The organism is Usitatibacter rugosus (genome assembly GCF_013003965.1).
Classification (GTDB): domain Bacteria; phylum Pseudomonadota; class Gammaproteobacteria; order Burkholderiales; family Usitatibacteraceae; genus Usitatibacter; species Usitatibacter rugosus.
The window spans coordinates 3,151,002-3,177,645 of the sequence record NZ_CP053069.1 but is presented as its reverse complement, the minus strand read 5'-3'; the positions used below and the strand labels follow the sequence as shown (position 1 = coordinate 3,177,645).

The window sequence follows — 26,644 nt, the reverse complement described above, 5'->3', positions numbered from 1 at the left end:
GAACCATGATCAAGCGTTACCTGGCGATCGGCGCGGCGATGCTGATGGCGGCCGGCACGGCCCTGGCCATGCACTGCCCCGCGGACATGAAGAAGATCGACGAAGCCCTGGCGAAGAACCCGAAGCTCACCCCGGCCGAGATGACGGAAGTGAAGAAGCTCCGCGCCGACGGCGAGGCCCTGCACAAGGCCGGCAAGCACCAGGAGTCGGTGGACACGCTCGGCAAGGCGATGAAGATCCTCAAGATCTGATCGTCTGCCCGCAGCACCGGAAACGCCGCGCTTGCCGCGGCGTTTTCTTTTGGAGCTACCGCAGCACGCCCGCGCGGCCCGCTTCCACCGTGAAGCTCGCGTGGGTGGAGACCGCCGGGTCGGTCTTCTTGGGCGTCTCGATCACGCGCTGCTTCGCCTCCAGCTTGTCGCGCCCGAGGTCGATCAGCGTGTAGCCGCGATGCGCCGCGTTGCCGTAGCGCAGGTGCGGATTGGTGTTGAGGTAATCCTGGACCACCTTGGCGCTCGTGCCCTGCGAGGTGATCGAGGTCGCGCAGAACTCGGTGGCCACGACGCGCGATCCGGCCACGCCGGGCTTCTCCTGGACGTCGGCCACGTAGGCGCAGTGCACGTCGCCGCCGAGGATCACGGGGTTCGAGGCGCGTCCGTCGGCGAGCTGCGCGGCCAGCCGCTCCCGCGCGGCCGGATAGCCTTCCCACCCGTCGGTCCAGTGCTGCGGCCCTTTCTCGGAGGGCCGCACGGCGGGCGCGAAGAGCGTCTGCTGCGTGATGAGGTTCCAGCGGCCCGTCGAGCGCGCAAGACCCTCGGCGAGCCAGGCTTCCTGCGCGGCACCGAGCATCGTGCGGTCCGGATTCAAACGCTCGGTGCATTCCTCGCCGACGACATTGCCGCCGCCGCGCATCGGCTTCGGGCAGGACTGGTACGAGCGGTACTGGCGGTCGTCGAGGACGTGCAGCGTGGCGAGGCTGCCCCAGTCGAAGCGGTCGTAGATGCGGATGCCGACGCCGTCCAGCAGGACCGAAGCGCGCATCGGGTGGTGCTCGAAGAACGCGCGGTAGGCGGCGGCGCGGCGCGCGACGAAGTTCTGGTCCAGGTCCTCGGAGCGGTCGGAGGCGTAGTCGTTGTCCACCTCGTGGTCGTCCCACGTGACGATCCATGGACAGGCGCGGTGGGCGAGCTGCAGGTCGGCATCGGACTTGTACTGGGCGTAGCGCGCGCGGTAGTCGGCCAGCGTGTGGGGCTCGCTGGTGGAGTGCTTGCGCACGTGCTCGCGGCCCCAGCTCGATTCGTAGATGTAGTCGCCCACGAAGGCGACCAGGTCCGGATCCTCGGCGGCGATGTGGCGGTGCGCGGCAAAGAAGCCCTGCTCGTACTGCTGGCAGGACGCGAGCGCGATGCGCAGCCGCTCGTCGCCCTGGCCGGCGGCGGGCGTGGTGCGCGTGCGGCCCACGGGGCTCGCGACGCCGCCCGCGATGAAGCGGTAGAAGTATTTGCGCGAAGGCTCGAGGCCGTCGCACTCGACATGCACGGCGTGCGCGCGAGACGGGCCCGCGAGGACGGTGCCGCGGCGGACGATCTTCGAGAATTTGTCGTCGTGTGCGACTTCCCACGCCACATCGATGCTGTCGGGGGCCATGCCGCCGCCCATCTCGAGGGGCTTGGGGGCGAGGCGCGTCCACAGCACGACGCTGTCGGAGCGTGGCGAGCCCGAAGCGATGCCGAGCGTGAAGGGGTTGTCGGAGAAGCGCAGCGCCGCGGTCGCGGCGAAGGCGGGGCGGAAGAACGACGCGGCCGCGAGGCCCACCGCGCGCGCGAGGAACGCGCGGCGCGCCGCGGCCGGAGCCTTCAAGCGCGGGCCTTGCGGAAGAAGCCGACCCAGAGCGCCGTCGCGAGGAAGATCACGAACCACACCAGCGCCCACTCCGGAATGGAGAGGCCCAGCATCGTCCAGTCGACCTTCGAGCAATCGCCCGAGCCCTGGAAGATCTTCGGCAGCGCCTCGCCGATCGGGAAGGTGTTGACGAGGTAGTCGAGCTCCACGCCGCACGAGCCGCCTTCCGGCGGGAAATGCTGCACGTAGGAATGGCGGATCGAAGTGCCGCCGCCCACGATCGCGAGCAGCGCCACGAGGCCCGCATAGAAACGCACGCCCCACGGGCCCTTCGGCCCATGGATCGTTCCGGCGAGCGCCACGAGGCCGATCGCGGCGAACGCGTAGCGCTGCAGGATGCACATCGGGCAGGGCGTGAGCGCGTAGGCCTCGGACATCCACACCGCGAGTCCGATGAGGCCCGCACAGGCGACGAAGAGGGCGCCGAAGACGGCGCGCGGCGAGAGTCGGGCGAGCATCACACCTCCCGCAGCTTGCGCGCCTTCAACGCTCCGGGGCGCGCGAGGATCCGGTCGAGCCAGGCCTTCACGTTCGGCCAGCGCGAGAGGTCGGCCTTGTTGAACCAGGCGGTGTACAGCAACGACGCGACGTTGAGATCGGCGATGGTGAAGGCATCGCCCACCATGTACTGGCGATTGGCGAGGTGCGCATCGAGCACGGCGAGCGGGCGCGGCAGCTTTGCCTCGGCCTCGGCCGCGATCGTCTCGCTGCGCTTGTCAGGCGGCAGCACGTAGCGGTTGCCGATCCACTGCACGAGCGGGAGCTCGATCTCGTTGGCGCCCCACAGGCTCCATTGCCACAGGCAGGCCTCGGCCTCCGGCGTGGCCGGATAGAGCTTCGCGCCGCCGTGCTTCTTGGCGAGGTACATCGTGATCGCGAGCGATTCGAACAGGTGGAAGCCGCCGTCGTCGATGGCGGGAATGCGGCCGTTCGGATTGATCGCGAGGAATTCCGGCTTCTTGCTGCCGTCCTGGAAATCCGTGGGGATGTGCTCGTAGGGAATGCCGAGCTCCTCCGCCGCCCAAAGGACGCGGAAGGCGCGGGAGCGGGGTGCGCCGTAGATTTTGAGGGTCATCCCGCCATTCTAGCGGGAGACCTTGGCACGGACTTGACCGGCCGTTACGACCAATAAATAGGGTCAGACCCCATTTACGGTCAGTCGGCAGCCAGCATGGCGAGGGCCGCGAGGCCGAGGCCCACGGGGAGCACGAGGCGGCCCAGCTCCGCGGTGTCCGTCGCGGGCACCACGCGCACGGGAACGCCCGAGTGCTCGAGCAGGCGCGAGCTGAGCGAGGCGCCGAGCATCCGCGCCCACGGGCTCTGCCGGCGGCTGCCGATCACGATCTCGTCGACGCGCAATTGCCTCGCGGTCTTCGCGATCGTCTCGGCGACGGGGCCTGCGGCGGCATGCGCTTCGTTGGCGATGCCGGCCTCGCGGAGGATGCGCTGCGCGGGCTCGAGGGCGCGCGCGGACCGTTCGGCACGCCATGCATCGCGTTGCTCGAGGGCCGTCCACTGCGAGACGCGGCGGTTGAAGAGCGGTGCCACGTGGAGGAGCTCCACGCGCAGCAGCGACTCGCGGTCATCACGCGCGACTCGGCGCACCGCCGCCAGGCCGTGCGCGCTGCCGTCGACCGGAATGAGGACGATGCGCTTGCTCACGAGCGGGCCATCCGGCGCGGCAGCATCACCGAGGCGAACACGCCGCCGATCACGAGGACATGGAGCGCGATCGCGAATTCCTGGCGCGTCGCGAACCACGGCTGCAGCACCGGCTCGCTCACGATCATCTTCGCCGCGGTCCATGCGAGCACCGCCACGCCGATGTGCACGAGCCACGGGAATTTCTCGACCCACTTCAAGATCATCGTCGAACCCCACACGACGATCGGCACGCTGATGAGGAGGCCGATCACGACGAGCGTGAAGGAGCCGTGCGCCGCGCCCGCGACCGCGAGCACATTGTCGAGGCCCATCGCGGCATCGGCGATCACGATGGTCTGCATCGCAGCCCAGAAGGTGGTGGCCGACTTGATCTCGTGTTCGCCGCTTCCGCCCTTCAAGAGCTTCCACGCGATCCACACCAGCACCGCGCCGCCGATCGCCATGAGGCCGGGAATGCCGAGCAGCCACACCACGGCCATCGTCATCGCGATTCGCACTGCGATGGCGCCCACCGTGCCCCAGAGGATCGCGCGCTTCTGCAATGCGGGAGGAAGGTTGCGCGCCGCCAGGGCGATCACGATCGCGTTGTCGCCGGCGAGGGCGAGATCGATCACGATGATGGCGACGAGCGCGGAGAGGAAGTCGGGCGAGAGAATGTCCATCGCTTCGATTCTCCGAAGCGCGATGCATCGCGTGATGCGGAAGGGCGATGCGCCGATTGATATTTGCGATTCGCGTGCATCAGCCCTTGCAATGGCGTGAGAGGGCGGGCTATAACGGAATGGCAATCCCTTCAAAGGGGAGTAGCTTTAGCGATCGCATCGTCAATACGGGCTTCGGCCCCGGTGCGGTCGGCAGACCGGGTGTTCCGGTTCGTTAGCGAGACCTTTGGCTAACGAACCCATGGAGAGACACCTTGGCTCGAGCTCAACGTCGCCGTTACTTCCGACACGGATTCCTTCCCCAACTGATGGCCTTCGAGGCGTGCGTGCGCCATGGCAGCGTCACGCGTGCCGCCGAGGAGCTGTCGCTCGCGCAGCCCACGATCTCGGGACACCTGCGCAAGCTCACCGATACCCTGGGCGAGCCGCTGTTGCAGCATCGCTGCGGCCGCATGGAGCCCACCGACACCGGGCGCAGGCTCGCCCTCCTCTGCGAGGACATCTACGCGGCCTTCGATCGCTTCGAGTCGCAGCGCGATCTCGCGCCGCAGATGATGCCGGCCACGGCACGCGTCGCGATGACCGGCGCGGGGTTGCGCCTCACGCTCGACGTGGAGGGCATGCCCGGGGCGGTATCATCCGCGCTCCCGCCCCCCGAGGAAGCGAACGATGGAACTGCCCCTGAAGAAGACCCTCTCCCTGGAGGCGGCACGCGCGGCGATGGCGGCCTGCGAGGCGACGGCGGCGAAGAACGGCTGGAAGGTCGTGATCGCGATCGTCGATGACGGCGGCCACGCGGTCCTCTTGCAGCGGCTGGACGGTGCGCAGTGGTCTTCCATCGAGACCGCGCTCGGCAAGGCGCGCGCCGCGGTCGCGTGGAAGCGGCCGACGCGAATCCTCGAGGAGATGGTGAACGGCGGCCGCAGTGCGTTCCTCTCGGTGCCGGGACCCTTCGCCATGCTGCAGGGCGGCGTGCCGCTCGAATCGGAGGGCGCCATCGTCGGCGCGATCGGCGTCTCGGGCGTGAAGGCCTCGGATGACGAGATCGTCGCGATGGCCGGCGCGGCCGTCATCGCCGGGTAAAAACCCAGTAATTTCAGGGCTTTAGGTCCGCCGTCCAAAAACCCTCCGGCGCGCTGCCCTTTCGCGGTGCAGGGCTTAACAGGCAAAATGCGGGCCATGGACCTCCACGCCCTTGGCCTCCTCGACGCGCTGCGCGCCCTCCGGGAGGGCCGCATCACGGTGATGGACCTCATCGGCGCTTGTTCCCGGCGGATCTCCGCGCTCGATTCCGAGATCCGGGCCTGGGAATGGTTCGAACCCTCGCGTGCGATGGCCGAAGCGGAAGAGCGCGGCGGCGGCATCCTCGGCGACCTCCCGCTCTTCGGCATTCCCGTCGGCGTGAAGGACATCATCAACACCCGCGGCATCCCCACGCGATATGGCACGCCGATCTTCGCGAGCCACGTGCCGACGACCTCCGCGGCCGCGGTGCGCCGCCTGGAAGCGTTGGGCGGGATCGTGATGGGCAAGACCGTCACGACGGAGTTCGCGTTCCGCCATCCGGGCAAGACGCGCAATCCGTGGAACACCGCGCATACGCCGGGCGGCTCTTCGTCCGGTTCGGCGGCCGCGGTCGCCGCGGGCTTCGTTCCCGTCGCGATCGGCACGCAGACCCTGGGCTCGGTGATCCGCCCCGCGGCCTTCTGCGGCGTGGTGGGCTACAAGCCGACGTTCGGCGCGATCTCGCGCACCGGCGTGCATCCCTTCAGCTCGACGCTCGACACGGTCGGCGTCTTCGCGCGCAGCGTGGACGATGCGGCCTGGTTCGCCGCCTGCCTCATGGGCCCCGATTCGCGCGACGAGGCCACGCTCGTGCGCGGAGCGCAACACACGCTCGCCGTGCCGCTCGAGCCGCTCGCGCAGGCTCCGCGCCTCGCGGTGGTGAAGACGGCGAAATGGCCGCTCGCCTCCGAGATCCAGCAGGCCAACTTCAACGAGGTGGTCGCAACGCTCAAGGACGCCGGCGCTCCGGTGCGCGAAGTGCCGCTGCCGCGCGCCTTCGAGGACGCGTGGGAAGTCGTGATGACCATCATGGCGAGCGACGCGGTCAAGAGCTTCGCGCTCGTCGAGTCGCGACACCGCGTGCGCCTCTCGCCCGCGCTGACCGAGCTGCTCGACCGCGGCCATCGCGTGACGCCCGAGCAGTACGCGAAGGCGCGCACGAAGCGCGAGGACTACAAGCGCTGGCTGGACGGCCTCTTCGACGGCGCCGATGCGATCCTCACCGTGCCCGCGCCGGGCGAGGCGCCCGAGGGCCACGCGAACACCGGCAACGCGAGCTTCAACTCGCTCTGGACGCAGACGGGATTGCCCGCGATCACGATCCCTTCCGGCCGCGGACCGCGCGGGCTGCCGCTCGGCCTGCAGATCGTCGGGCGCTACCGGGAAGACCAACGCGCGCTTCAGGTAGCGCGCTGGTGCGAGCTCACCCTGGGCGTGAACCTGGGGCTGGCCGGCGACTGAAAAGAAATGGGGTCTGACCCCATTTGTTTCCGGTCATCATCACCAGCAAATCCAGCACGCAGTAGAAGGCGCCCGCCGCGACCGGTGGGTTGTCCGCCTTGAGGCCCAGCACCGGCACGTCGCGGTGCCACGCCCAGTTCCCCAGCCACGTGCCGTAGAGCTCCATCGCGAGCGAGAGCACGAACATCACCGCGTAGAGCCGGCGCGAAGGCGACAGGACCATGCACAGGAGGAACATCGCGAAGAGCAGCGGGCCCAGCGTGTCGCGGCCGGTCCATGCGAAGAACACGATCACCGGCGCACAAGCGGCGGCGATCCACCATTCGGCTTTCGCGGGCAGGCGGTCGGCGATCTGCATGCCGAGGCAGAAGAGCAGCACGTGGCCCGGCGGGACGAAGAGCGGGATGTTGTCGAGGCGGTAGGTGTAGAGGCCCCACACCAGCGAGAGGAAGACCTCGCCCGCGGTGGCGAAGAGCAGGCACGCGAAGAGGAAGGGGCGGCGGGCGGCGTCGCTGCGGATCCACAGCAGCCCGAGGACCAGCCAGGCCGCGATGTTCACGGCGAGCTGGCCGTGGGCGGCCCATCGTTGGTCGACGAGCAGGCCCACGACGATCGTGGCGGCGATCAGGATTCCCATGTGCTGGGCATTGTCCCCGATCCCGTCCTGAAAAGGGTGGCGGCCAGCCGAGGGTATATCCCCTCGTACGGGACGCCGAATGTGCGCTCTTGCGGGTGTTTCCTGTTCACTACATGTGACAAGACTATGTGCCGCCCCCCGGAATCCGCCTGTGACCGGTTTCACTAAAGCCGGACGCGCCGGATTTCAGTTGCAACCCATCCCGGTTTCAGCTGCAACAAGGGGCCCGGAGTATGCTGTTTCCAAAGAACTCCCATTTCCCCGCGCGTTAGTGGACAACCTCCAGGCACGGCTTGCCGAATTCGAGTCGCTGGTCGAATCGGCCCAGGGCCAGCTCGACCTGGTGGTCGCGGCCATGGACCACCTCGAGCCCGGGGTGGTGCTCTACGGGGCCGACGACCGCGTCGTCTTCTGCAACAAGCGCTTCCGCGAGATCTATGCGGAAGTGGCCGACCTCCTCATCCCCGGTACGCCCTACTCGGAAATCGCGCGCGCGTACTACCGGCGTGGCTTCGAGTCGCGCACCGGACTCTCCGAGGAGGAATACGTCCGCGCGCGCCTGGACTACCACCTCAATCCCGACGAGCGCGACTACGAGTTCCTCCACGGCGACAAGTACTGGCTGCTGATCTCCGACCGCAAGACGAAGGACGGCGGCGTGATCGGCTTTCGCGTCGACATCACCGCGAGGAAGCGCGCCGAGCAGCAGCGCGAGGCGAGCGAGGCGCGCTTCAAGAGCCTGCTCGAGATGTCGTCCGACTGGTACTGGGAGCAGGACGCGCAGTTCCGCTTCACGATGATGTCGCAGGGCCTCGCCAACCTGGGCGAGGTGCCCGAAAGCCTCGTAGGCCGCGCGCGCTGGGAGCAGGGCTACGGCGGCCTCACCGAGGACCAGTGGGTGGCCCACCGGCGGCAGCTCGAGGCGCGCGAGCCCTTCCGCGGCTTCGAGTTCACCTTCATGCGGTCCTCCGGCGAGGAGCGCTGGGTTTCGGTGTCGGGCGAGCCGGTGTTCGACAACGCCGGGCGCTTCACGGGCTATCGCGGCGTGGGAACGGACGTCACCGAGCGCAAGCGCTACGAAGCGAAGATCCGCGAGCTCGCCGACTATGACTTCCTCACCGGGCTGCCCAACCGCAGCCTGCTGGCCGCGCGCTTCGGCCACGCGGTGCGCTCGTCGGACCGCACGGGACAGCCGATGGCGCTCGCGTTCATCGACCTCGATCGTTTCAAGACCATCAACGATTCGCTCGGCCACCACGTGGGCGATCGCCTCCTGAAGCAGATCGCCACGCGGCTGGTGCACGTGGTGCGCGCCACCGACACGGTCTGCCGCCACGGGGGCGACGAGTTCCTCGTGCTGCTGCCCGAGGTGGGGAGCGCGGAGAAAGCGGCGCACGTGGCCTCGGAGATCGCGCGCGAGCTCTCCAATCCCTACGACGTCGAAGGCTACGAGCTCGTGGTCACGCCCTCGATCGGCATCAGCCTCTATCCCGCGGACGGCGCGGAGCTGCCGGTGCTGATCCGCAACGCCGACGCGGCGATGTACCACTCGAAGGCGATGGGCAGGAACCAGTGCAGCTTCTTCAAGGAGGAGATGAACGCGCGCATCTCCGAGCGCCTCATCCTCGAGAACAGCATGCGCCGCGGCCTCGCGCGCGAGGAGTTCTACCTCGAATACCAGCCGATCTACGCGCTGGGCGCGGGCCGTCCCATCGTCGGCGCCGAGGCGCTGCTGCGCTGGCGCCATCCCGAGATGGGCATCGTGCCGCCCGCGCGCTTCATCCCCATCGCCGAGGATTCGGGGCTGATCCTCGACATCGGCGAGTGGGTGATCCGCGAGGCGTGCCGGCAGAGCCGCACGTGGACCGCGGCGGGACTGCGCGAGATCCCGGTGCGCGTGAACCTCTCGGGGATCCAGCTTCGGCAGAAGAACCTGCTCGACGTGCTGCAAAGGGCGATGCAGGACTACGGCCGCAAGCCCGCGCAGATCGAGTTCGAGGTGACCGAGAGCGTGCTGCTCTCCGAGGTCGAGATGGCCACCGGCGTGCTCGAGGCACTTTCGCGCCAGGGCTTCAAGCTCGCCATCGACGACTTCGGCACCGGCTACTCGAGCCTCTCGTACCTGAAGCGCCTGCACGTGGACAAGCTCAAGGTGGACAAGTCCTTCATCCACGACATCTCGATCGACGAGCGCGGAGCCGCGTTGACGCGCGGCATCATCGGCCTTGCGAAGAGCCTCAATTTGCGCGTGGTCGGCGAGGGCGTGGAGACGGCGCAGCAGCTCGCGTTCCTCACCGCGAACGGCTGCGACGAGGCCCAGGGCTTCTACTTCTCGGTGCCGCTCAGCGCCCCGGCGCTCGCCGAGAAGCTGCGCGACTCGCGCCCCTCGTAAATAGGGTCAGACCATAATTACCTGAATAAATGGGGTCAGACTCCATTTAGGTTAATTCGGGATTTTTCCGAGGGCGGCCGCGGGGACGTGGCGCGGAGCGGCGATTGCCTCGCCCCTCGACGCGGGCCTGGAAGTCCGGATCCCCCAGCACCCATCCCTTTTGCGCAGTGGAGCGAATGCGCTCAAGCGTATCGGCATCGAGGTCCACCTCGAAAAGTGCCCGATAGGCGAGTTGTCGCGAGCTTTCGTCATCGCCGAGGTTCTCGTAGAGGGAGTGCGGCGTAACGAGGTCATCGGAGCAACCCAAGGCCAGGCGCCGATGACTCGACCAGCGGAAGTTCGCGGGATGGCCGGCGATTCCTGCACGGACCGGATTGAGTTCTACGTATCGCTGGCAGGTGAGAAAGTAGCGCTCGGCCTCGACAAGCGTCGCCTTGTAGCGTCCTTCCCACAATGTGCCTGTTCGTTTGTGAAGGTAATTGAAGTAGCCCACGTAGCGCCGCCCAAGCCGTTGCACGAGGTCTGGGACGGCGGCTGAGTCGCGTCCCGTGACCAGAAGGTGGACGTGATTCGCCATCAGGACATAGGCATGCACATCGACCCCGGTTTCGCGCGAAAGCTCTGTAAGGCAGCGGTGGAAGAACAGGCGATCGCCCTCGGTGCGGAATGTGTCCTGGCGGTCGTTTCCTCGCACGATCACATGCATGGGAACGCCTTCCACGAAACAGCGGGGCAATCTGGCCATGCGTGCACAACGCAATGGCAGGCGATTGGAGGACGCCAGCGCGAAAAAATCAGGGAATTAACTTAAATGGAGTCTGACCCCATTTATTTGGCTAGTTGTTTCGGGCCACTTCGAGGGCGAGGGCCACGAGGGCACGATCGGAGCCCGCCGGACCCATCAGCGAAATGCCGATCGGCAATCCGGACGATCCGCGAAGCGGCATGCTCACCTGCGGCAAGCGTGCATGTCCGGCGATGCTCGTGATCCTCAGCATACGCATGCGGAACGCATCGACCTCTTCGGGCGACGCGTCGACGCGAGGGGCGGGGCCTGCCGTACTGGGAAGGATCGCCACGCCGCCGGAACCGATCACGGCATGCACGTGCGTCGCGATGCGTTCGCGCTCGCGAGTCGCTGCGGCGAAGTCCCCATCGGTCACGGTCTTGGCGTAGGCGAAGCGCTGCCCGATCGCCGGGCCGAACACCGGCTTCGCGGCTTCGATCCACGCACCGTGCACTTGCCACGCCTCGTACGCCGACACGCCGAGGTAGGTCTTGCGCCAGGACTCGAGGTCGGAGTCGCAGATCCTGATGCGCCGCGGTGGCCCCACGAGACGCGCCACGGCCGCGGCCACCGATTCGAGCAACGGCTGCACCTCCGGGTCCGCGAGCGCCCATGCGTCCTCGAGGATGAAGGCTTGCGTGAAGGCGGGCGCCGGAGGCAGCAGCGCATTCGCCACGCGCTCGAACGTTCCGGCTTCGGCGGCGAGCCATCCGCACGTGTCGTAGCTCGGGGCGAGGTTCACGACGCCTTCGTCCGGCACGAGGCCATGGGTCGGGCGGATGCCCCACACGCCGCAGAACGAGGCGGGAATGCGGACCGATCCGCCGGTGTCGCTCCCGAGCGCGAAATCGGCGAGGCGAGCGGCCGCGGCCGCGCCGGAGCCCGACGACGAGCCGCCGGGTACTCGGCCCGGCGCATTCACGTTCACCGGCGTTCCGTAGTGCACGTTGTCGCCGTGCGTGCTGTAGGCGAGCTCGTCGGTGATCGTCTTGCCCACGAGCGTCGCGCCGGCCGCGAGCAGCCGCCCGACCAATGCGGCGTGCTTTGCGGGCACGGGGTGCGTCGCGAGCCACGTGGGATTGCCCGCACCGGTGGGATGACCCGCGACGTCGTAGAGATCCTTGGCGAGGAACGTGAGGCCCGAGAGCGGCCCGAGCCTGGCGCCCTCGATGCGGAAGTGGCCATGCGGAACGAACGCGCCGACGGTATCGCGCACGCCGCTCATGCGACCACCCCGTCGGGCAGGGACTCGACGTGATCGAGGATCGCGCCCGGCGTGGTGATCCACGCGTTCTTTGCGGCGGCAATGTGCTGCAGGGCCCGGCGCAGGTGGCGCAGCCGGTAGGGCTGGCCGAGGATGTAGGCGTGCATGGCGATGCCCATCACGAGGGGTTGTCCTGTCGATTGCTCGAGCATCTCGTCGAAGTTGTCCACGATGAGGTCGCAGAAGTCCCGCGCGTCCATCTGCCGGGCCATGATCATCGGGATGTCGTTCAGCTCCTGCGGGTAGGGGATCGACCAGAGGGCGCCGGTGCGCGTCGCGAAGCGCGACGGCTGGTCGTCGTGGCACCAGTTGAGCGTGTAGCGATAGCCCGTCTCGGCGAGGAGGTCGGGCGTGACGGCGCTCTCCGAGATCCACGGCGAGAGCCAGCCGCGCGGCGCTTTCCCCGAAGCCTTCGCGATGCGCTCGCGGCACGACACCAGCAGTGCTCGCTCTTCGTCCTCGGCGAGCGCGCCCTGCCGATGCGAGTTGGTATGGCCATGGCCGATCATCTCGTCGCCCCGCTTCGCGAACGCCTCCACGAGCTCGGGCGCATGGTCGTACATCGCGGTGTTGAGGATCACGCCCGCCGGGACCTTGAGCGTCTCGAAGAGATCGAGCATGCGCCAGGCACCGACGCGGTTGCCGTACTCACGCCACGAGTGATTGAGCACGTCCGGATGCGGCGAGGCGGGGCCGAGCACGGCGCCCAGGCCCTCGCCGAACGAGAAGTGCTCGAGGTTCAAGCCGAGGTAAACGGCGAGCCGCTGTCCGCCCGGCCACGTGTACTCGGGCCGCTTCGTGATGGCGGAGTACGGATAGCGCTCGTGGGATGGCAGCTTGCTCATCGCTTGCGCACCAAAAACGTGCCCGCGCCCTTCGGCACGCACCGCGACGGACGGCTCATGCCGCGATTCCCGCGCGAAGCAGCAGGAGCTCGCCGCTGTCATTCCATACTTCCATGCGGACGATCAGCCCATTCGCGAGCGTGTAGCGGTCCACGTAGCGGTTGCCTTCGAAGGCGGAGCCGTCCGGCCATTCGCCGTGGAGCGTGCCGGTGTTGTAGACGACCGTGTGCGCGGGCGTGCCTCCGGCGACCACGTGCGTGTGCTCGAAGCGCTTCTTCACCCAGCGGTAGCGTTTCGCGTTGAACGCCGCGCATTCGGAGGGATCGCGCATCGGCCGGGCTCCGGTGAACACGATCTCGACGCCGGGGGCGATGAATCGCCTCGCGCCGACCGGGTCCGGGATCATCAGGGTGCGCAGGTAAGTCTCGACCAGCTTGGCGGGATCGGCGGGAATGTCGTTGGGCATGAGGCGATTGTTGCCCGTGGCACGGCGTTTGCAAAGTAGAAAGCACCGAACCGGAGACCCTCCCAATGACAAGAGCCCTTTCCCGCCGCTTCCTCCTTGCTTCCGCAGGCCTCGTGGCCGCCGCCTTCGTGCTGGCCCCCCGTGCCCACGCGCAGGAGCCCATCAAGATCGGCCTGGTGACGGCGCTCTCGGGCCAGTCCGCCCGCGCCGGCGAGGCCATCACGCGCGGCCTCACCATCGCCATCGACGAGATCAACGCCTCGGGCGGGCTGCTCGGCGGGCGGAAGCTCGTGCTGGTGCGCAGGGACGACGAGGCCAACCCGCAGAAGGGCGTCACCGCCGCGCGCGAGCTCGTGTTCAACGAGAAGGTCGCCGTGCTCTTCGGCGGCCTCGACACGCCGGTGTCGATGGCGATCGTGCCGCTCATGAACGCCGAGAAGAAGCCCTTCGTGGGCCCTTGGGCCGCGGGTACGCCGATCACGAAGAACGGCGCCAGCCCGAACTACGTCTTCCGCGTTTCCGCCGTCGACGAGATCGTCGACAAGGCGATGCTCAACTACGCGCAGAAGACCTTCGGCGCGAAGAACTGCGGGATGATCCTCGTGAACAACCCGTGGGGCGAATCGAACGAGAAGGGCCTCTCGGCGGCGCTCGCGGCGAAGGGCCTGAAGCCCGCGGGCATCGAGAAGTTCGAGGGCAGCGATCTCGATGTCGTCCCGCAGCTCACGCGCCTCAAGTCGGCCGGCGCCGACTGCCTCTTCCTCGTGGGCAACGTCGGTCCCTCCGCGCAGGTCGTGAAGTCGCTCGACCGCATGGGCTGGAAGGTTCCGATCGTCTCGCACTGGGGTCCCGCGGGCGGGCGCTTCACCGAGTTGGCCGGCCCGTCGGCGAAGAACGTCCACTTCGTGCAGACGTACAGCTTCTTCTCCAAGCAGGGCCCGGTGGGCGAGAAGGTCATGAAGGCGCTGATGGCGAAGTACCCCGACATCAAGGGCGCCGGCGACATCACGCCCGCGGTCGGCGTGGCCAACGCCTACGACGCGATGATGCTTGCGTCGCTCGCCATCACGGCGGCCGGTTCCACCGACGGCGACGCGATCCGCCAGGGCTTCTACAAGATCGGCACCTACGACGGCCTGATCAAGAAATACACGCAGCCGTTCACCGCGACGGTCCACGACGCGATCAACGAGAACGACTACGTCTGGACGCAGTTCATCGAGGATCGCATCGTCCCGGTCGGTTCGTCGAGCTGAGGCGGCGTTGCTCGCCTCCGCGCTGCTCGCCGGGCTCGCGCTCGGCAGCATGTACGGGCTGCTGGCGCTCGGCTACCACGTCACCTACGCCGTCTCCGGCACGGTGAACTTCGCCCAGGGCAGCGCGATGATGCTGGGCGCGGTCTTCGCGTACGCGCTGATGGTGGTGCTCAAGTGGCCGGTGGTGCCCGCCGTCGCGTGCGCGCTGGCGCTCTGCGCGATCTACGGCCTGCTGGTGGAGGCCGCGGCGGTGCGGCCCTTCGTGCGGCGCGGCTCGAATGCCTGGCTGATCGCGACCGTGGCCCTCGGCATCGTCGTGGACAACGCGGCGCTCTTCACCTTCGGCAAGGAGCCGCGCGGCCTTCCCTCGTCGCTCGCGATGACGCCGATCTCCATCGGCGAGACTTCGCTCGGGATCTATCCGCTGCAAGCGTTGATCCCGCTCGCGGGGCTGGCGCTCGCGGCGCTCCTCGATGCCGTGGCGCGCAAGACGCGCTGGGGTACCGCGATGCTCGCCGTCGTGCAGAACCGCGAAGCCGCGAGCCTGATGGGCATCGACACGGCCCGCGTGATCGCCGCCGCGTACGCGCTTTCGGCGGTTCTCGCCGGCATTGCGGGCATGCTGATCGCGCCGCTCTTCAACGTGAACGCGGACATGGGCACGCTCTTCGGGCTGAAGGCGTTCGCGGTCGCGATCCTCGGCGGAATCGGCAGCGCCTGGGGCGTGATGGCCGCCGGGGTGCTCTTCGGCGTGGCCGAGTCGCTCATCACGGCGACGCTCGGCTCGGGATACACGCAGATCCTCACCTTCGCGCTGGTGATCGGCGTGCTGGCGTGGAAGCCGCACGGCCTCTTCGGGCGGGCCGGCGTGAAGAAGGTATGAGGGGCGCGCACCCCGCCGCCTTCGCCGCGATCGCCGCCTTCTTCGCCGCCTCGATCGCGCTGGCGGCCTTCGTGAACGGGTACTGGGTGTTCGTGATCGCCACGGTCGCGCTCACCGCGATCGCCGGCATCGGGCTCAACGTGCTGATCGGGCTTTCGGGACAGATCTCGTTCGGGCATGTCGGTTTCTACGCGCTCGGCGCCTATGCGGTGGCGATCATTTCGACGAGCCTCAAGGTCTCGCCCTGGGTCGCGTTGCCCGCCGCGCCGCTCGTGGCTGCGCTCGCGGGATGGGCGCTCGCGGTGCCGGCCCTGCGCGCGAGCGGACCGTATCTCGCGATGGTGACGATCGCGTTCGGCTTCATCGTCGAGAACGGCGCGGTCGAATGGAGAGCGCTCACCGGCGGGCAGAACGGGATCATGGGCGTGCCTTCGCTTTCGGTTCCGGGCTTGCCGTCGGGCGAGCGCGGCGTGGCGATCCTCGCGATCGTGGCCGTCGCAGTCGCGCTGCATGGCTATTGGCGTCTTGCGCGCGGCACGTGGGGCCACGCGATGCGTGCGGTGCGAGACAGCGAGACCGCCGCGGAATCCGTCGGCATCGATCCGGTCCGGGTGAAGACGGTGTCGTTCGTGCTGTCCGCCGCGCTGGCGGGATTCGCGGGCGGGCTTTTCGCGCCGCTGTCGGGCTTCGTGACGCCCTCGACCTTCGCGTTCTCGCAATCGATCCTCTTCGTGCTCGTGGTGCTGATCGGCGGCGCGGGAAATTCGTTCGGACCCGTGCTGGGGGCGGTGCTGGTGATCCTGATGCCGGAGATGCTCTCGGGCCTCGCGGAATACCGCCTGCTCTTCTTCGGGGGCCTGCTGCTCGTGGTGCTGTGGGTCGCGCCGCGGGGCGTGATGGGCACGCTCGAGGGGTGGATCGCGGCGCGTCGCAGGAAGAGTACGTCGGGCGTCGACGGTGAGGGAACGCTGCCGCTCGCGCCTCGCTCGCGCGCGACGCTGGCCGCCGAGGGTCTCGCGATCCGCTTTGGCGGCGTGACGGCGCTCGAGGGCTTTCGCTTCGAGGCGAAGCCCGGCACCGTACACGCGCTGATCGGGCCCAACGGTGCAGGGAAGACCACCGCGTTGAACCTGCTCTCGGGTTTCTATGCGCCGCAGGAAGGGACGATGCGCCTGGGAGGCTCGGCGCTCCCTGCGGGGTACGCGCATCGCATCGCGCGCTCTGGCGTGGCGCGCACGTACCAGACCTCGCAGCTCTTCGGCTCGCTCGACGTCGCGTCGAACCTTGCGCTCGCTCGCCTGCGGGGCAAGCTCGGGGCGCTGCTGGGCTCGAAGGCGATCGAGCGCGCGCGCGAGCCGGCGCCCGTGCTACTTGCATTCGCTGGCTATGGGGGCGACGCGGGCGCGCCCGCCGCCTCGCTTCCGCACGTCGACCGGCGCCTGGTGGAGATCGCCCGCGCTCTCGCTGCGGATCCCGACGTGATCCTGCTCGACGAGCCCGCGGCCGGCCTGGCCCGCGAAGACAAGGCGAAGCTCGCGGCGTTGCTGCGGAAGATCGCGGAGCAGGGCATCGGCGTCGTGTTGGTCGAGCACGACATGGCACTCGTGATGGGCTGCTCGGATGTGGTGACGGTGCTCGAGTCGGGTCGCGTTATCGCGAGCGGTTCGCCGGCGCAGGTGCAGTCGGACGAAAATGTCCGCCGCGCTTATCTCGGCGAGGGGTTGGATGCGACAGCGGCTTCCGCCCGCGAGGCTTCCACCGGCGTCCCCTTGCTCGAGGTGGGCAAGCTGGCGACAGGCTATGGCGCGGGCGACGTGCTGAAGGGCATCGACCTGCGCCTCAATGCCGGCGAGATGGTCGCCGTGCTCGGAGCGAACGGCGCGGGCAAGTCCACGCTGATGCGCGCGATCGCCGGGCTCCAGCGCCCGGTTCGCGGCGGCATTGCGCTCGCGGGTGAGGAGACCGCCTCGCAGCCCGCGCATCGGATGGTCGCGCGCGGGCTGGTGCTGGTGCCCGAGGGCCGCCAGGTGTTCCCCGAGCTCACGGTGCGCGACAACCTGCGCCTCGGCGGCTTTCTGCGCCGCGTGGCCATCGACGCCGACGTGGAGGCGATGCTGGAGCGCTTCCCGCGCCTGCGCGAGCGGATCGGCCAGCGCGCGGGCCTGCTCTCCGGCGGCGAGCAGCAGATGCTCGCGGTCGCGCGCGCGCTGATGGGCAAGCCGGTGGTGCTGCTGCTCGACGAGCCTTCGCTGGGCTTGGCGCCCAAGGTGATCGCCGACCTCTTCGCCGCCCTCGACCGCCTGCGTGCCGAGCGCATGACCCTGCTGCTCGTCGACCAGATGGCGGGACTTGCACTTTCCCTCGCGGACCGCGCCTACGTCATCGAGGACGGCCGCATCGTCGCCGCCGGTGCGGCCTCCGACCTCGCCGCCGACAAAGCGCTCGAGCGCGCGTACTTGGGCCACACCCCAAAATGAATGGGGTCAGACTCCATTTGCATCGATTCAGCCCCGATGAATGGGGTCAGACTCCATTCGGATCGTCCAGGTCGAGTGCCGGCTGAACAGGTTTGGGACCACGGCGACGCGGCTGGGCGCGGCGGCCTCCGAGCGACTCCAACTGTTTGCAGAAGGCGTCGCTGCCCAGAGCCCAGCCTTTTTGGACGGAACTGCGGATCTTCTGCAGCGTCTCGGCGTCGAGGTCTTCTTCAAAGAGGCTGCGGTATGCCAGCGTCCGCTCTCCCTTGTACCCGAGCGTCACGATGAGCTCGTGAGGCGTCACGAGGGTATCTGGCTTGTCGAAGGCGAAATGCCGGTGGCTGGACCACGGATAGTCGGCAGGATGCTTCACGATCCCCGCGCGAACGGGGTTCAGCTCGATATAGCGCTGGCAGTCGACCAGGTGCCGGTCGGTTTCAACGGGAATCGACTTGTGCCGGCCTTCCCATAGCGTGCCGGTGCGATCGTGCTGGTGGTTGTAGTAGCCCACATACCGTCGCCCGATGGACTGCATGAGCCGCGAGATCGACATGGAGCCCGATCCGGTGGCGAGCAGGTGGACGTGATTCGTCATCATCACGTAGGCGTGGATCGAGACGCCATGAACAGGCGCCCTCTCGGCCAGGCATCGATGGAAGAAAATGCGATCACCTTCCGACCCGAATATCGCCTGGCGATTGTTGCCGCGGACAATGACGTGATTGGGAACGCCGGGGACGTACAAGCGTGGGAGTCGAGCCATGGCAGGATAACGGTCCCGCACGAACGATGGACGACAAGGTAAATGGAGTCTGACCCCATTCATTCGACAGGAGCCAGGGTAAATGGAGTCTGACCCCATTCATTGGCGGTTCGGGATCGACCTGGGTGGTACCAAGACGGAGATCGTCGCGCTCGATCCTGCGGGTGGCATCGTCTATCGCCATCGTGTCCCGACTCCGGCTTCGAGTTACGACGATACCGTCGCAGCCTTGGTGGCGCTCGTGAAGGGCGCAGAACGTGAGATGGGTGAGGGCTCCGTGGGAATCGCCGCCCCCGGTGCGCTCTCGCTCGTGACCGGCCGCGTGAAGAACTCCAACTCCACGCGCCTGAACGATCGCCCCCTCAAGGAAGACCTCGAGCGCGAGCTCGGCCGCGAGATCCGCATCGCCAACGATGCGAACTGCTTCGCGCTCTCCGAAGCGGTGGACGGTGCGGGGCGCGGCGCCTCGATCGTGTTCGGCGTGATCCTCGGCACGGGCGTGGGCGGCGGCGTGGTCGTGAACCGGCACGTGCTCACGGGCGCCAACGCGATCGCGGGCGAATGGGGCCACAACCCGATGCCGCTGCCGACCCCGGGCGACCTGCCGTTGCCGCGCTGCTATTGCGGCCGTGCCGGGTGCATCGAGGCGTATCTCTCCGGGCCGTCGCTCGCGGCGGACCATGCGCGCGCCACGGGCGAGAGCTTCGACACGAAATCCATTGCGGAGCGCGCGGCGCAGGGCGACGCGGCGTGCGAAGCGACGCTGCAGCGCTACGAGGAGCGGCTCGCCCGCGCGCTCGGCGGCGCCATCAACCTCCTCGATCCGCACGTGATCGTGCTGGGCGGCGGGCTCTCGTCGCTGGACCGTCTCTACGAGAACGTCCCCGCGATCTGGGGCCGCTACATCTTTTCCGACGACGTGCGCACGCGCCTGCTGCCCCCGGTGCATGGCGACTCGAGCGGGGTTCGCGGCGCGGCGTGGCTCTGGGACAATGGGGGATGACAACAAGAACAGCTTCGCCGGCGTTGCACCTCGCCCTGCTCGCCGTCACGATCGCCATCCTCGGGTGGTCGGCCTTCGGCCCCTCCGACCGGACCACGTGGATCCTCGAGACGGCCCCGATCTACGCCGCGGCCCTCTGCATCGCCGTCGCCTATCCGCGCTGGCGCTTCACGCCACTCGTGCTCACGGCCATCGCGGTTCACGCCGCGATCCTCTGCGTCGGCGGCAAGTACACCTACGCCGAGGTGCCGGCCTTCAACTGGCTGCGTGACGAATACGGCCTTGCCCGCAACTACTACGACCGCATCGGCCATCTCGCGCAGGGCTTCGTGCCCGCGCTGGTCGCGCGCGAGATCCTGATTCGCCGCGGCGTCGTGCGTCCCGGCGGCTGGCTCTTCTTCATCGTGACCAGCATCTGCCTCTCGATCAGCGCGTGCTACGAGTTCGTCGAGTGGTGGGCCGCCGTGGCGCTGGGGCAGGGCGCCGATGCGTTCCTCGGCTCGCAAGGCGATGTCTGGGACACGCAATGGGACATGTTCTGCGCCTTCCTCGGCGCGATGCTCGCGCAGCTCCTGCTCTCGCGCCTGCACGATCGCCAGCTCGGCACGGCATCCGTTCGCGCCGGGAATCCGTAAGTTCCCACGCGGTCGAACGACCGACACTCATCATCCCCCGGAGAACCGAATGAACCGCGTGCTCGCATCCCTCGCCGTTTCCCTGCTCGTGGCCGTAGCACCCGCGGCGTTCGCGCAGGCCAAGACCGAGAAGGCCACCTTCGGCGGCGGCTGCTTCTGGTGCATGGAGCCGCCCTACGACAAGCTCCCCGGCGTGATCTCCACGATCTCCGGCTACATGGGCGGCAAGGTCACGAATCCGACGTACGAGCAGGTCTCCTCGGGCAGCACCGGCCATGTCGAAGTGGTGCAGGTGACCTACGACCCGTCCAAGGTGAGCTACGAGAAGCTGCTCGAGGTGTTCTGGGTGAACGTCGATCCCACGGTGAAGGACCGCCAGTTCTGCGACGCCGGCACGCAGTACCGCACGGTGATCTTCTACGGCTCGGAGGCGCAGCGCAAAGCGGCCGAGGCTTCGAAGGCGGCGATCGAGAAATCGAAACCGTTCAAGGAGCCCATCGTGACGCCGATCGAGATGGCGGGCACGTTCTATCCGGCCGAGGAGTACCACCAGGACTACTACTCGAAGAATCCGACGCGCTACAAGTTCTACCGCTCCGGATGCGGACGCGACGCGCGCCTCAAGTCGTTGTGGGGCGACAAGGCCGGCGGCTAGGGAAGAACGCCGCGGATAGAATGGAACGTCCGTTCCCACTCCCGACTCCAATCGATCCATGGGCACTGCCGAGTTTCCTGTCGTTTCGCTGGCCGAGGCGCTCGAGCGCCTCGCCGGGATGCCACCGTTCCTCGAGAAGGCGCTCGCCGGCCGCACGGCCGAGGCGCTGCGCATCCGTACGGAGGCGGGGGGCGAGTTCTCGCTGGTGGAGCAGGCCTGCCACCTGCGCGACCTCGAGCGTGAGGGCTATCTCCATCGCCTGCATCGCATGCTGATCGAGGACACGCCCGAGCTCCCGGGCTTCGAGGGCGGCGAGATCGCGCGCATGAGGAATTACCAGGCGCAGGATGCGCATGCGGCCGCGTGCGATTTCGCGCGTTGCCGCGCCGCGCTCGTCGCGGGCCTGGCGGCGCTCGATCCGCCGCAGTTGCAGCGCACGGCCCGCTTCGGCGGGCGGCTGATCTCGGTCGCGGACCTCGCCTCCATGGTCGTGGACCACGACCGCGGCCATCGCGAAGAGCTGCAGCGCCTGGTGGCCTCGCTGCCGGCGCCATGAAGGCGGCGCCCCGGCTCGCGGCCGCTCTCGCCGCGTGGTCCGCGGCCGGCGCGCTCGCGGCGCCCGAGGAGTTCAACGTCGATCCGGCGCACACCTATCCCGGGTTCGCCGTGCGCCACCTCGGCATCTCCACGCAGCGCGGGCGCTTCGACAACACCACCGGGAAGATCATCATCGACCGCGCCGCGAAGAAGGGCTCCATCGACATCGCGATCGAGACCACGTCGGTGAGCACCGGCAGCCCCAAGATCGACAACGTCCTTCGCGGCGAGGATTTCTTCAGCGTCGAGAAGCACCCGAAGATGTACTTCAAGTCGAGCTCGGTGGAGTTCGACGGCGACCGTCCGAAATCGGCCCGGGGCGACCTCACGCTGCTGGGGGTCACGAAGCCGGTCACGCTCGTGATCGACAGCTTCGGGTGCACCAAGCTCCCGTTCTTCGTGCGCACGACGTGCGGGGCCGACGTGAACACCGTCATCAGCCGCTCCGAGTTCGGGATGAATGCCTACTCGGCATTCCTTTCGGATGACGTGCGGATCAGCGTGCAGATCGAGGCGGTGAAGGTCGAGCCCGCCGCCGAGATGCCCGGCGCGGGAGGCTGACCGTGGAAATGAAGCGCCTGAACGGCAGCGGCCTCAAGGCGGCCGGCTACGACGAGCGCAACCGCAAGATGGTGATCGAGACCTCCACCGGCATGTTCGAGTACGCGAACGTGGGGGTGGAGATCTACCGTCGGCTGATGAGCTCGCCCACGCCGGCCAGCTACTTCAAGGACGTGATCGAGGAAGACTTCACGGGGCGTCGGATCAAGTAGCTACTTGTACGGGTCTTCGCAGCGGACGATGTTCGCGAACGGCGCCGAGGGATCCTTCGCCTTGCGCGGGTCGACGCAGAAGCAGGCTTCGTTCCAGTACCACCGGCCGCTCTTGCCCTGCCGCATGATGTGCTCGCAGGCGAGCGTGCCCATCTGCGTGTTGATTCGGTACGGGCGCATCGACAGGGGCGGCATGGCCGGCGGCTGGGTGTTGGCCGGAGGCGTCGGCGGCACTTCGTAGACGCTGTCGCAAACCGGCATCAGCTTGCAGTTGCCATCGCCGTTGCACAGCCACTCCCACGTGCAGTTGGCGGCGGCCGGCAGCGGGCCGAGGGCCAGCGCGGCGGCGGCAAGCAGGATTCGGGTATTCATGTGACTCTCCTTGGGATTCATTCACTTCCCTCCGGGCGTTCCCGGAAGCGATGCGCGAAGTGTGATGCCCGACCCCCATACCCTCAATGCGCCGGGGCTTGCCGATTGTTACGGTTTGTCACGTGGGGAACGAAGGGTGCGTCCGGAACCCCGTCCGTATAATGGTGAACCCGAAACGACGGTGACCAAGCCTTGAGAATTGTTGCCTGCATTGCCGTCCTGGCTTGCGTGTTGCCCTGCGCAGCCCAGGAGCCGCCGAAGAACCCGATGGCCTCGCCCAACGAACGGCTTTCCCAGACCGTCGTGGCGCGCCTGGCGGCCGAGGACCAGCCGGCGTGCGTGGCGGTCGGCATCGTCGGGCCGGCCGCGCGGACCGCCATCGCGTGCACCAACTCCGCGGGCAAGCTCACCATCGACCCGGATTCCATCTTCGAGATCGGATCCTTCTCCAAGGTGATGACGGGCGTGCTGCTCGCCAACATGATCGAGCGCGGCGAGGTGAAGCTCACCGACCCGATCTCGAAATACGCGCCGGCCGGCAGCAAGCTGCCCACCCGCGGCGGCCGCGAGATCACGCTGGGGGATCTCGTCAGCCATCGCTCCTCGCTCCCGCGCGTTCCCCCCAACTTCAAGCCGACGAACCTCTCGAACCCGTACAAGGGCTTCGACTCGAAGGCGCTCTACGAGGGTCTTGCCCAGACCGAGCTCACCGCCGACATCGGCACGCGGCAGGAGTATTCCAATTTCGGCTTCATGCTGCTGTCGGACCTCCTCGGCCGCGCCGGGGGCAAGCGCTTCGACGAGCTCCTCGCCGAGCGCATCTTCAAGGTGCTGGAGATGACGAGCACGGGCGTCGTCCTTCCCGCCGAGGTCGAGAAACGATTCGTGCAGGGGCATGCGGCGGGGTACACGCCGGTTCCCATGTGGGACATCGATCCCGCGCTCGCGGGCGCAGGCGGCATCCGCTCGTCGCTGGTCGACATGATGCGGTTCGCGGACGCGGCGGTCGGCCGCAGGACGCTGGGGCTCGGCAAGACGTTCGATGCCTCGCTGGTGCCGCTGATCGACAATTCGGAAGGCACGTCCACGCTCTTCGCCTGGGGCATGCGCCGGCGCGGAGTCGGCCGCCTCATCTTCCACAACGGGCAGACGGGCGGCATGCGCTCGATGGTCGTCGTGAACCCCGACAACGGCACGGGTGCGGTGGTGCTCACGGACAGCGTCGTCAGCTTCGAGGATCTCGCCTTCTATCTCGTGGACGCGTCGATGCCCCTCAAGCTGAAGCGCGAAGAGATCACCCTCGACGACAAGGTCCTCGACGAGTACGTCGGCACCTATCAGCTCACGCCGGAGTTCGCGTTGCGCATCTTCCGCGAGGGCTCGCGCTTGCTGGTGCAGGCGACGGGGCAGTCGGCGCTGCCCATGTTCGCGGAGGCGCAGGACCGGTTCTTCCTCAAGCTCGTCGACGCACAGCTCACCTTCCGGCGCGACGCCAAGGGGCGGGTCATTTCCGTCGTTCTCCACCAAGGTGGACGGGATCTTCCCGGGCCGCGGACGACGCCTGCTCGCGGGAGTTAAAGCGAGGCCAGGGGGGCGGTAGGCCTTTTTTCGTCGATTCCGGACTCGGGGGATCGTGAACTTCGGGACGCTTCGATGCGTTGACGTCACTTACGACGGCTGAAACCGAGGCATTGATCGTCGCTGCATTCGGCCGCACTTCGACTCGAACGGTTCATTCCCCCGGTCCTCCATCGAGAAAAAAGTCCTACGCGCCCCCCCTGTCCTCCTCTTTGCGCCGAGGCTCTGCTTGTCCGTGCCAGGGATGACCGCCTCGTCATGTGAGGGAACGACGGCGACGATCACCACCTCTCTTCGATGCGAGGAAGTGCTGATCGGCGTGATTGTGGTGTGCGCGCCGAGATGCGGGCAACGAGCCCGCTGCATGGGACGACGGGGTATTGCGTAGGTCCTTTTTTTCGGCGACGGGGCTGGCGGAATGTACCGTTCGCGTCGGAGCGAGGCCGAATGCAGCAATCCTCAATGCCACGCCTTCAACCGTCGTAAGTGACGTCAACGCAATGCCGTATCCCGAGTAGTCCACGATCCGCCATGTCCCGGCGCCGACAAAAAAGGACCTACCAATACCCTGTCGGACCCGCGCGCTTCGGTGGTCGCCCTACTTCTCCCGCCCACCACTACTACGCCCCGGCTTTTCCTGGGGCGGAGGTTTGTCATCCGCCGCCGGCTTTTCAACAGGCTGCGGCTTCTCGGCAGGAGCCGGCTTCGCGACCGGAGCGACCTGAGGAGCACCGCGCGGCTGGAGCTGTTGCGGCGGCTGAGCCTGTTGCGGCGCCTGCTGAGGCACAGGACGCGGAGCCTCGTGCACTTCCACCGGCTGCACCGGCGCCGGACGCGCGCGGAGTGCAGGCTGCTGTTCAGGACGCGGACGAGCGGGCTGCGGTTGCACCGGTTGCGGCTGCACGGGCTGCGCCTGCTGCGCGGGCTGCAGTTGTTGCGGAGGCTGCAGTTGCTGCGGCGGTTGCGCACGCACGGGCTCGCCACCGACTCGCGACGGCGGAACGGGCGCCGGTGCGGGGGGCGCGGGCGAGATGTAGGCCGGCTTGGTGCTGCCGACCGGAGCGCCGCCGATCGACTGGCCGCGCGGCGGTTGCGCGGCTTGAGCGGGCGGTTGGCCGCGAGGCGGCTGACCCGATGGCACCGGCGGTGCGCCGACGACCTGGCCACCGACCGACGTGCCGCCCTGGATGGGGACGTTGGCGGGACGTTGCACCGCAGTGCGCGGCGGAAGCACCGAGACCGGATTCGCGGCGACGGGCGCGCGCGTTGCCTCGCGCACCGCTTCGCCGGAGACGCGCGTCATGCCTTGCGTGACCGGGCGCTGCTGCACGAAGTCCTCGCGCAGCACGACGGTGGAGCCGCGCTCGCGGTTGCGGTCGCGATAGTGGTTGTCGTCGCGGCCGCGCGGCGGGCGGTTCACGATCACGTTCACGTTGTTGATGTACGTCGCGTTGTTCGTGTACCAGGGGCGATAGCGGTCGTACGGCGAGAGCGGATACCAGCCCATCGCGGGCGCGCGGCCGCTGGTGACGGCGACGCTGAAGCCGCCGGACGATCCGACCCAGCCCACCAGCGCGGGCGCCCACACGGGACGCGCGACATAGCGGCCCGGGCACCAGCCCCAGCGGTTGCCCGTGTAGACCCAGCGTCCGTAGTGGAACGGCGCGTAGCCCCACGGAGCGTTGTCGACCCACGTCCAGCCCCAGGGGCGAGCGTAGACCCAGCGGCCATCGCGGTACGGGACGTAGTCCACCTCCACGCGCGACGGATACCAGATGGCGCCGTACTCGGGCTCTTGCGACCACGAGCCGTAGGTGCCGAGATCCTCGTAGCCGGTCATGTTGGGCGAGACGTAGCGCGTGGTCTCGGCGGTGGAGCGGTCCAGGCTGTCGTCGCGCGCGAGGGCCCAGTCGTCGAACGGCGTGGCGGCGGTGCGCTCGAACTCGAAGCGCGAGCCGTCGTCGGCCACGAGGATCGATTCGCCCGCGCCGGCGCTCGCCCGGCGCGTGGCTTCCACTTCGGCCCGGCCCTGGAAGACGGTGATGCGCGACTCGGCGCGGTCTTCGTCGGCATCGATGCGATAGCGGCCGACGGCGGCGAGCTCGAACTGCGCGTTGGGCGTGGTGACGAGGTAGCGTTCGCCGCGCTCGAGATGGCGGATGCGGACGGCGAGGCTGCCGCGCACGACGTGGGCTCGCAGCTCCTCCTCGCCCAGGCGGCGTACGTCGAGCTGCGTGGTTTCGTCCAGCCGCAGCGTGGTGGAGCCGATGCGCACTTCCACGCGGCCGCGCGGCTCGGTCCACAGCGAGTTCTCGGACGTGAGCGGGGAATTCACGAGGGCCTTTTCCCAGCCGTGCTCCGGGTCCGAATAGAGGGCCACGGTGCCGTTGATGAGGGAAACGCGGCCCACGCGCGAGGGCGGCTCGGCGTCCTGGGCCGAGGCGGGGAGGGCAGGCGCCGCGAGGGCGGCGGCGAGGAAGAGGGAGACGACGGCGCTACGCATGGA

The 26,644-nt window shown here is 68.1% G+C and carries 28 protein-coding genes; 15 read left to right on the top strand and 13 right to left on the bottom strand.

Going from position 1 to position 26,644, the window contains the following annotated elements; genetic code table 11:
* Positions 1-5 precede the first annotated feature (5 nt).
* Positions 6-251, top strand: coding sequence for a hypothetical protein (locus tag DSM104443_RS14980; RefSeq protein ID WP_171093598.1), 246 nt, complete (start codon positions 6-8; stop codon positions 249-251).
* Between the two features lie 55 nt (positions 252-306).
* On the opposite strand, the gene DSM104443_RS14975 is transcribed toward DSM104443_RS14980, so the two are convergent.
* The 5 genes from DSM104443_RS14975 to DSM104443_RS14955 form a co-directional block, all read right to left on the bottom strand.
* On the bottom strand, positions 307-1,860 hold the full coding sequence (locus DSM104443_RS14975; protein WP_171093596.1) for an alkaline phosphatase D family protein: 1,554 nt from the start codon (positions 1,858-1,860) through the stop codon (positions 307-309).
* A complete protein-coding gene (locus DSM104443_RS14970; RefSeq protein WP_171093594.1) occupies positions 1,857-2,360 on the bottom strand; it encodes a disulfide bond formation protein B in 504 nt (167 codons plus the stop codon). Before DSM104443_RS14970 ends, DSM104443_RS14975 begins: the two co-directional genes overlap by 4 nt.
* Positions 2,360-2,977 (bottom strand): glutathione S-transferase family protein, encoded by a 618-nt coding sequence (locus DSM104443_RS14965; RefSeq protein ID WP_171093592.1) that lies wholly within the window; start codon positions 2,975-2,977, stop codon positions 2,360-2,362. The genes DSM104443_RS14970 and DSM104443_RS14965 overlap by 1 nt, the downstream gene beginning before the upstream one ends.
* Positions 2,978-3,057: 80 nt before the next feature.
* Positions 3,058-3,564, bottom strand: coding sequence for a universal stress protein (locus DSM104443_RS14960; protein ID WP_171093590.1), 507 nt, complete (start codon positions 3,562-3,564; stop codon positions 3,058-3,060).
* Positions 3,561-4,229: a TerC family protein gene (locus tag DSM104443_RS14955; RefSeq protein WP_171093589.1), complete on the bottom strand. Its 669-nt coding sequence runs from the start codon at positions 4,227-4,229 to the stop codon at positions 3,561-3,563. The genes DSM104443_RS14960 and DSM104443_RS14955 overlap by 4 nt, the downstream gene beginning before the upstream one ends.
* Before the next feature lie 308 nt (positions 4,230-4,537).
* On the opposite strand from DSM104443_RS14955, the gene DSM104443_RS14950 reads away from it, so the two are divergent.
* The 3 genes from DSM104443_RS14950 (at position 4,538) to DSM104443_RS14940 (ending at position 6,755) form a co-directional block, all read left to right on the top strand.
* On the top strand, positions 4,538-5,014 hold the full coding sequence (locus tag DSM104443_RS14950; RefSeq protein WP_171093587.1) for a helix-turn-helix domain-containing protein: 477 nt from the start codon (positions 4,538-4,540) through the stop codon (positions 5,012-5,014).
* A complete protein-coding gene (locus tag DSM104443_RS14945) occupies positions 4,950-5,312 on the top strand; it encodes a GlcG/HbpS family heme-binding protein (protein WP_212756708.1) in 363 nt (120 codons plus the stop codon). Before DSM104443_RS14950 ends, DSM104443_RS14945 begins: the two co-directional genes overlap by 65 nt.
* Before the next feature lie 96 nt (positions 5,313-5,408).
* Complete coding sequence (locus tag DSM104443_RS14940) at positions 5,409-6,755, top strand: amidase (RefSeq protein ID WP_171093583.1); 1,347 nt, start codon at positions 5,409-5,411, stop codon at positions 6,753-6,755.
* Here DSM104443_RS14940 and DSM104443_RS14935 read toward each other — a convergent pair.
* A complete protein-coding gene (locus tag DSM104443_RS14935) occupies positions 6,718-7,392 on the bottom strand; it encodes a hypothetical protein (RefSeq protein ID WP_171093581.1) in 675 nt (224 codons plus the stop codon). The two genes, DSM104443_RS14940 and DSM104443_RS14935, sit on opposite strands and share 38 nt — an antisense overlap.
* 271 nt (positions 7,393-7,663) lie before the next feature.
* On the opposite strand from DSM104443_RS14935, the gene DSM104443_RS14930 reads away from it, so the two are divergent.
* Entirely contained in the window at positions 7,664-9,784 is a 2,121-nt protein-coding gene (locus DSM104443_RS14930; protein WP_171093579.1) for a putative bifunctional diguanylate cyclase/phosphodiesterase, read from the top strand.
* A gap of 46 nt (positions 9,785-9,830) precedes the next feature.
* Here DSM104443_RS14930 and DSM104443_RS14925 read toward each other — a convergent pair whose 3' ends face one another.
* The 4 genes from DSM104443_RS14925 to DSM104443_RS14910 all read right to left on the bottom strand — a co-directional run bounded on the left by DSM104443_RS14925 (position 9,831) and on the right by DSM104443_RS14910 (position 13,146).
* The gene (locus DSM104443_RS14925; RefSeq protein ID WP_246232285.1) at positions 9,831-10,490 is read right to left on the bottom strand and encodes a transposase; all 660 of its coding nucleotides are present in this window, start codon (positions 10,488-10,490) and stop codon (positions 9,831-9,833) included.
* Between the two features lie 130 nt (positions 10,491-10,620).
* A complete protein-coding gene (locus DSM104443_RS14920) occupies positions 10,621-11,796 on the bottom strand; it encodes an amidase (RefSeq protein ID WP_171093574.1) in 1,176 nt (391 codons plus the stop codon).
* On the bottom strand, positions 11,793-12,680 hold the full coding sequence (locus DSM104443_RS14915; protein WP_171093573.1) for a polysaccharide deacetylase family protein: 888 nt from the start codon (positions 12,678-12,680) through the stop codon (positions 11,793-11,795). The genes DSM104443_RS14920 and DSM104443_RS14915 overlap by 4 nt, the downstream gene beginning before the upstream one ends.
* Before the next feature lie 55 nt (positions 12,681-12,735).
* Positions 12,736-13,146 (bottom strand): nuclear transport factor 2 family protein, encoded by a 411-nt coding sequence (locus tag DSM104443_RS14910; protein ID WP_171093571.1) that lies wholly within the window; start codon positions 13,144-13,146, stop codon positions 12,736-12,738.
* A 65-nt stretch (positions 13,147-13,211) separates the two neighbouring features.
* Between DSM104443_RS14910 and DSM104443_RS14905 the strand changes: the two genes are divergently transcribed.
* From DSM104443_RS14905 to DSM104443_RS14895, 3 genes are read left to right on the top strand one after another with little or no spacing between them, the layout of a single operon-like run.
* Positions 13,212-14,402: an ABC transporter substrate-binding protein gene (locus DSM104443_RS14905; protein WP_171093569.1), complete on the top strand. Its 1,191-nt coding sequence runs from the start codon at positions 13,212-13,214 to the stop codon at positions 14,400-14,402.
* 7 nt (positions 14,403-14,409) lie between these two features.
* The gene (locus tag DSM104443_RS14900) at positions 14,410-15,285 is read left to right on the top strand and encodes a branched-chain amino acid ABC transporter permease (protein ID WP_171093567.1); all 876 of its coding nucleotides are present in this window, start codon (positions 14,410-14,412) and stop codon (positions 15,283-15,285) included.
* Complete coding sequence (locus tag DSM104443_RS14895) at positions 15,282-17,762, top strand: ATP-binding cassette domain-containing protein (RefSeq protein ID WP_171093565.1); 2,481 nt, start codon at positions 15,282-15,284, stop codon at positions 17,760-17,762. Before DSM104443_RS14900 ends, DSM104443_RS14895 begins: the two co-directional genes overlap by 4 nt.
* A 46-nt stretch (positions 17,763-17,808) precedes the next feature.
* Here the strand turns inward: DSM104443_RS14895 and DSM104443_RS14890 are convergent, their stop codons facing one another.
* Positions 17,809-18,507: a transposase gene (locus DSM104443_RS14890; protein ID WP_212756706.1), complete on the bottom strand. Its 699-nt coding sequence runs from the start codon at positions 18,505-18,507 to the stop codon at positions 17,809-17,811.
* A gap of 100 nt (positions 18,508-18,607) precedes the next feature.
* Here DSM104443_RS14890 and DSM104443_RS14885 point away from each other — a divergent pair, with 100 nt between their 5' ends.
* Genes DSM104443_RS14885 through DSM104443_RS14860 form a run of 6 tightly spaced genes read left to right on the top strand, consistent with a single transcriptional unit; the run spans position 18,608 to position 22,188 of the window.
* Positions 18,608-19,528 carry an ROK family protein gene (locus DSM104443_RS14885; protein ID WP_171093562.1) on the top strand — a complete coding sequence of 307 codons (921 nt, stop codon included), beginning with the start codon at positions 18,608-18,610 and terminating at the stop codon, positions 19,526-19,528.
* On the top strand, positions 19,525-20,163 hold the full coding sequence (locus tag DSM104443_RS14880; protein ID WP_171093560.1) for a DUF2238 domain-containing protein: 639 nt from the start codon (positions 19,525-19,527) through the stop codon (positions 20,161-20,163). The genes DSM104443_RS14885 and DSM104443_RS14880 overlap by 4 nt, the downstream gene beginning before the upstream one ends.
* Before the next feature lie 49 nt (positions 20,164-20,212).
* Entirely contained in the window at positions 20,213-20,818 is a 606-nt protein-coding gene (msrA, locus tag DSM104443_RS14875) for a peptide-methionine (S)-S-oxide reductase MsrA (protein WP_171093558.1), read from the top strand.
* Positions 20,819-20,876: 58 nt separating this feature from the next.
* Positions 20,877-21,374 carry a DinB family protein gene (locus tag DSM104443_RS14870; protein WP_171093556.1) on the top strand — a complete coding sequence of 166 codons (498 nt, stop codon included), beginning with the start codon at positions 20,877-20,879 and terminating at the stop codon, positions 21,372-21,374.
* Positions 21,371-21,976 (top strand): YceI family protein, encoded by a 606-nt coding sequence (locus DSM104443_RS14865; protein WP_171093554.1) that lies wholly within the window; start codon positions 21,371-21,373, stop codon positions 21,974-21,976. The genes DSM104443_RS14870 and DSM104443_RS14865 overlap by 4 nt, the downstream gene beginning before the upstream one ends.
* Positions 21,977-21,984: 8 nt before the next feature.
* Positions 21,985-22,188 carry a KTSC domain-containing protein gene (locus DSM104443_RS14860; protein ID WP_246232977.1) on the top strand — a complete coding sequence of 68 codons (204 nt, stop codon included), beginning with the start codon at positions 21,985-21,987 and terminating at the stop codon, positions 22,186-22,188.
* On the opposite strand, the gene DSM104443_RS14855 is transcribed toward DSM104443_RS14860, so the two are convergent.
* A complete protein-coding gene (locus DSM104443_RS14855; RefSeq protein WP_171093549.1) occupies positions 22,189-22,560 on the bottom strand; it encodes a hypothetical protein in 372 nt (123 codons plus the stop codon).
* Between the two features lie 228 nt (positions 22,561-22,788).
* Here DSM104443_RS14855 and DSM104443_RS14850 point away from each other — a divergent pair, with 228 nt between their 5' ends.
* Entirely contained in the window at positions 22,789-24,138 is a 1,350-nt protein-coding gene (locus DSM104443_RS14850) for a serine hydrolase (protein ID WP_212756704.1), read from the top strand.
* 598 nt (positions 24,139-24,736) lie between these two features.
* On the opposite strand, the gene DSM104443_RS14845 is transcribed toward DSM104443_RS14850, so the two are convergent.
* A complete protein-coding gene (locus DSM104443_RS14845; RefSeq protein ID WP_171093545.1) occupies positions 24,737-26,641 on the bottom strand; it encodes a DUF6600 domain-containing protein in 1,905 nt (634 codons plus the stop codon).
* Positions 26,642-26,644: the final 3 nt, after the last annotated feature.

Coding starts and splice junctions, on each gene's coding strand:
- DSM104443_RS14980 (WP_171093598.1), top strand. CDS start 6: ATGATCAAGCGTTACCTGGCGATCGGCGCGGCGATGCTGATGGCGGCC.
- DSM104443_RS14970 (WP_171093594.1), bottom strand. CDS start 2,360: ATGCTCGCCCGACTCTCGCCGCGCGCCGTCTTCGGCGCCCTCTTCGTC.
- DSM104443_RS14965 (WP_171093592.1), bottom strand. CDS start 2,977: ATGACCCTCAAAATCTACGGCGCACCCCGCTCCCGCGCCTTCCGCGTC.
- DSM104443_RS14955 (WP_171093589.1), bottom strand. CDS start 4,229: ATGGACATTCTCTCGCCCGACTTCCTCTCCGCGCTCGTCGCCATCATC.
- DSM104443_RS14950 (WP_171093587.1), top strand. CDS start 4,538: ATGGCCTTCGAGGCGTGCGTGCGCCATGGCAGCGTCACGCGTGCCGCC.
- DSM104443_RS14945 (WP_212756708.1), top strand. CDS start 4,950: ATGGCGGCCTGCGAGGCGACGGCGGCGAAGAACGGCTGGAAGGTCGTG.
- DSM104443_RS14940 (WP_171093583.1), top strand. CDS start 5,409: ATGGACCTCCACGCCCTTGGCCTCCTCGACGCGCTGCGCGCCCTCCGG.
- DSM104443_RS14935 (WP_171093581.1), bottom strand. CDS start 7,392: ATGGGAATCCTGATCGCCGCCACGATCGTCGTGGGCCTGCTCGTCGAC.
- DSM104443_RS14925 (WP_246232285.1), bottom strand. CDS start 10,490: ATGCATGTGATCGTGCGAGGAAACGACCGCCAGGACACATTCCGCACC.
- DSM104443_RS14920 (WP_171093574.1), bottom strand. CDS start 11,796: ATGAGCGGCGTGCGCGATACCGTCGGCGCGTTCGTTCCGCATGGCCAC.
- DSM104443_RS14915 (WP_171093573.1), bottom strand. CDS start 12,680: ATGAGCAAGCTGCCATCCCACGAGCGCTATCCGTACTCCGCCATCACG.
- DSM104443_RS14910 (WP_171093571.1), bottom strand. CDS start 13,146: ATGCCCAACGACATTCCCGCCGATCCCGCCAAGCTGGTCGAGACTTAC.
- DSM104443_RS14905 (WP_171093569.1), top strand. CDS start 13,212: ATGACAAGAGCCCTTTCCCGCCGCTTCCTCCTTGCTTCCGCAGGCCTC.
- DSM104443_RS14895 (WP_171093565.1), top strand. CDS start 15,282: ATGAGGGGCGCGCACCCCGCCGCCTTCGCCGCGATCGCCGCCTTCTTC.
- DSM104443_RS14885 (WP_171093562.1), top strand. CDS start 18,608: ATGGAGTCTGACCCCATTCATTGGCGGTTCGGGATCGACCTGGGTGGT.
- DSM104443_RS14880 (WP_171093560.1), top strand. CDS start 19,525: ATGACAACAAGAACAGCTTCGCCGGCGTTGCACCTCGCCCTGCTCGCC.
- msrA (WP_171093558.1), top strand. CDS start 20,213: ATGAACCGCGTGCTCGCATCCCTCGCCGTTTCCCTGCTCGTGGCCGTA.
- DSM104443_RS14870 (WP_171093556.1), top strand. CDS start 20,877: ATGGGCACTGCCGAGTTTCCTGTCGTTTCGCTGGCCGAGGCGCTCGAG.
- DSM104443_RS14865 (WP_171093554.1), top strand. CDS start 21,371: ATGAAGGCGGCGCCCCGGCTCGCGGCCGCTCTCGCCGCGTGGTCCGCG.
- DSM104443_RS14860 (WP_246232977.1), top strand. CDS start 21,985: ATGAAGCGCCTGAACGGCAGCGGCCTCAAGGCGGCCGGCTACGACGAG.
- DSM104443_RS14855 (WP_171093549.1), bottom strand. CDS start 22,560: ATGAATACCCGAATCCTGCTTGCCGCCGCCGCGCTGGCCCTCGGCCCG.
- DSM104443_RS14845 (WP_171093545.1), bottom strand. CDS start 26,641: ATGCGTAGCGCCGTCGTCTCCCTCTTCCTCGCCGCCGCCCTCGCGGCG.